General features: G+C 73.6%; 3 protein-coding genes and 1 pseudogene. 3 read left to right on the top strand and 1 reads right to left on the bottom strand.

Annotated features, from left to right (window positions below; genetic code table 11):
• The coding region (locus tag EYA84_RS29075) for an ABC transporter ATP-binding protein (protein ID WP_131057204.1) at positions 1–691 on the bottom strand (691 nt) is incomplete at its 3' end.
• A gap of 133 nt (positions 692–824) precedes the next feature.
• Here EYA84_RS29075 and EYA84_RS29070 point away from each other — a divergent pair.
• The 3 genes and pseudogenes from EYA84_RS29070 to EYA84_RS33715 form a co-directional block, all read left to right on the top strand.
• Positions 825–2063: a sensor histidine kinase gene (locus EYA84_RS29070; protein ID WP_131057202.1), complete on the top strand. Its 1239-nt coding sequence runs from the start codon at positions 825–827 to the stop codon at positions 2061–2063.
• Positions 2039–2755 carry a response regulator transcription factor gene (locus EYA84_RS29065; protein WP_131057200.1) on the top strand — a complete coding sequence of 239 codons (717 nt, stop codon included), beginning with the start codon at positions 2039–2041 and terminating at the stop codon, positions 2753–2755. The genes EYA84_RS29070 and EYA84_RS29065 overlap by 25 nt, the downstream gene beginning before the upstream one ends.
• A gap of 338 nt (positions 2756–3093) precedes the next feature.
• A pseudogene (locus EYA84_RS33715) lies at positions 3094–3430 on the top strand (hypothetical protein); the annotation flags it as partial.

Raw genomic sequence — 3430 nt, 5'->3', positions numbered from 1 at the left:
GTGCGCCCCGGTCGCGGGCGCGCACCAGCGTGCCGCCGTCGGCCAGCAACTCCTCCTTGTCGCCCTGCGCCACGACCCGGCCGCCCCCGATCACCACCAGCCGGTCCGCCACCGCCTCGACCTCACGCAGCAGGTGCGAGGAGAGCAGCACGGTGCCGCCCCGGTCGGCGAAGTCGCGCAGCAGGCCGCGCATCCAGAAGATCCCCTCCGGGTCGAGGCCGTTGGCCGGCTCGTCCAGGACCAGCACCCGGGGGTCGCCCAGCAGCGCGTGCGCGAGGCCGAGCCGCTGACGCATCCCCAGCGAGTACGCGCCCACCCGCCGCCGGGCCGCGACCGCGTTCAGGCCCACCCGGTCGAGCACCTCTCCCACCGCGCGCCGGTCCACGCCCATCGTGGCCGCCGCCACCGCCAGTGCCTCCCGGCCGCTGCGTCCGGCGTGCTGGGCGGAGGCGTCCAGCAGGACACCGACGACGCGACCCGGGTTGGGCAGTCGGCGGTAGGGGTGCCCGGCGACGGTGGCGGTGCCGGAGGTCGGTGTGCTCAGCCCGCAGAGCATCCGCATCGTGGTCGACTTGCCGGCCCCGTTGGGCCCGAGGAAGCCGGTGACCGTGCCCGGTTCGCAGCGGAACGACACGTCATCGACGGCGGTGTGCCGTCCGTACCGTTTGGTGAGCTGGTCTACGACAATCATGCCGATCAGGCTGCCGGGGCCACCCGGCTGTCCGCAGCGGCCGCCGGTCGACACCGGCTAGACCAAGGTCGACCCCGAAGGACCGACTTTGGTCGCTGGCCGGAGCCCTCGACGACTGCCTACCATGACGTCTGTGACCAGCCCTGTCGTCCCCGAGCACCCGTGGCTGCTGCCCGGGGCGCTCGGTGCGGCCGACCGTAGCCCCCGTCGCACCATGCGGGACTGGCTGATCGACAGCACCTGCTTCCTGCTCTCGCTCGGCTGGGTGGTGCTGACCACGTTCGACGCCCTCGCACCGGCCCCGATCGTCGCCGAGCGGCTGCCGTACGGCTGGATGATCGTCGCGGACGCGGTCGTCGGGCTGGCCTGCACGGTGGCGCTCTGGTGGCGTCGTCGCTGGCCGCTCGGGCTTCTGCTGGTGACGTTGCCGCTGACCATGCTCTCGGTCACCTCGATCGCGGCGCTGCTGATCATCTACTTCACCGTGGTGGTGCATCTGCGGACCGCCGTGGCGTTGGCGGTCACCGCGGCCGCGCTGGTCTGCAACATGTTCTTCGCCCTGTTCCGCCCCGACCCGCAGAGCAGCTACTGGGCCGCGACCATCTGGGGCGTGGTGATCACCCTGCTGGTGATGGCCTGGGCGATGTTCGTACGGGCGCGTCGGCAACTGGTGCTGTCGCTGCGGGAGCGCGCCGAGCGGGCGGAGGCCGAGCAGCAGCTCCGGGTGGCCCAGGCCCAGCAGGTGGAGCGCACCCGGATCGCCCGCGAGATGCACGACGTGCTGGCCCACCGGATCTCCCTGCTCAGCCTGCACGCCGGTGCGCTGGAGTTCCGGCCCGACGCCAGCCCGGAGGAGGTCTCGCGGGCCGCCGGGGTGATCCGGGGCAGCGCGCACGCCGCCTTGCAGGACCTGCGTGAGGTGATCGGCGTCCTGCGGGCCGACACGTCGCTCACCGCCGAGCCGGAACGCCCGCAACCCACCCTCGACGACCTGCCCGCGCTGGTCGCCGAGTCCCGGGCCGCCGGTACCCGGGTGGACCTGCGGGACCGGGTCAGCGACCCGGAGCGGCTGCCCGCCGGTCTGGGGCGCAGCGTCTACCGGATCGTGCAGGAGGGGCTGACCAACGCCCGCAAGCACGCCGGGGGTGCGGCCGTGACGGTCGGGCTCAGCGGGGCGCCCGGCGACGGGCTGGCCGTGGAGATCCGCAACCGGTGGCCGGTGGGCGACGCCGTGCCGTCGATCCCGGGTACCGGAACCGGGCTGATCGGGGTCGCCGAGCGGGTCACCCTGGCGGGTGGGCGGTTGGAGCACGGCCGTGACGACAGCGGCGACTTCCGGCTCGCCGCCTGGCTGCCCTGGCCGGCGTCGTGACCGGACCCGAGCAGGCGCCGCCGGTGGCGGACCCGCAGCCGATCCGGGTCCTGATCGTGGACGACGACGCGCTGGTGCGCGCCGGGCTGTCGATGATCCTCGGCGGTACGCCCGACCTGGAGGTGGTCGGGGAGGCGGCCGACGGCGGCGAGGTGGTCCAGGCGGTCGCCACCTGCCGGCCGGACGTGGTGCTGATGGACATCCGGATGCCGAGGGTGGACGGGCTGGCGGCCACCGAGGCGCTGCGGGCGCTGCCCCGACCGCCGGAGGTGCTCGTGCTGACCACCTTCGACGCCGACGAGCACGTCCTGCGGGCGCTGCGGGCCGGTGCCGGCGGATTCCTGCTCAAGGACACCCCGCCGGCCCAGATCGTGCAGGCGGTACGCCGGGTGGCGGCCGGGGAGGCGACCCTGTCACCGACGGTCACCCGGACCCTCATCACGCACGTCACGGTGGGCACCGCGAGCGATCCCCGACAGGAGCGGGCCACCCGGCTGCTCGGCGGTCTCACCGACCGGGAACGCGCGGTGGCGATGGCCATCGGTCAGGGGCGGACGAACGCCGAGATCGCCAGCGAGCTGTTCATGAGCGTCGCCACCGTCAAGGCGTACGTCTCGCGGCTGTTGACCCGGCTCGGTCTGAACAACCGGGTGCAGGTCGCGCTCCTCGTGCACGACGCCGGGCTGGTCTGACCGGGGCCGGCGGCGACGGTCGGCACTCTCGGTTAACGGTGCGCCGAGCTGGTTTGAACTTTCCCGCTCGCCAGGCCGTATCAATGGGCGAGGTGCGGTGCTCAGGCGCATCGCCACCGAACTGCGGGAGGCCTGCCGTGCGAGTTGATGGTCAGTCGACGGATCCCATCGATCAGATTCTGGGCGAGTTGCCGGTCCCGACGCCGTTGACCCCCGAGGATGTCCGCGTAGCGGTCCGGGCGGTAGTAGTGCACGCGGCGGAGGAATGGCCCACCGGGCCACTCTGCCGCAACGACGGCGCGAGGTTCCCCTGCCGGCTGCATCGCTGGGGTCGGAAGGTGCTGCTCGACCACGGGCTCAACGAACGACAGCTCGATGCCCTCATCCGGCACGGGAATCCGTTCGTCCACGTACCGTTCCCGTTCCTGGTGAACGGGCCGCAACAGGGCCGCACTCCGGTCGCCCGCCCGGCCGGTGCCGAGCGGTCCGCCGGTCACCCGATGCGTGCGGGCGCGGCCGGATATCCGCCGAGGACGAACCCGGCCGGTTACCCGGCCCGGGGTCCGGTGCCGAGGGTGGCAGCGCCGGCCGCCCGGGCCGGTGTCCGAACCCCCGGCCGGCCGGTGGCACCCCCCGCCACCGCGCCGCGCTGGCCGCGGGCGAGCTTAGCGGGCT

Origin of the sequence: Verrucosispora sp. SN26_14.1 (assembly GCF_004307965.1) — a bacterium.
Lineage (GTDB): Bacteria > Actinomycetota > Actinomycetes > Mycobacteriales > Micromonosporaceae > Micromonospora.
This window is presented reverse-complemented; position numbering and strand designations above follow the sequence as displayed.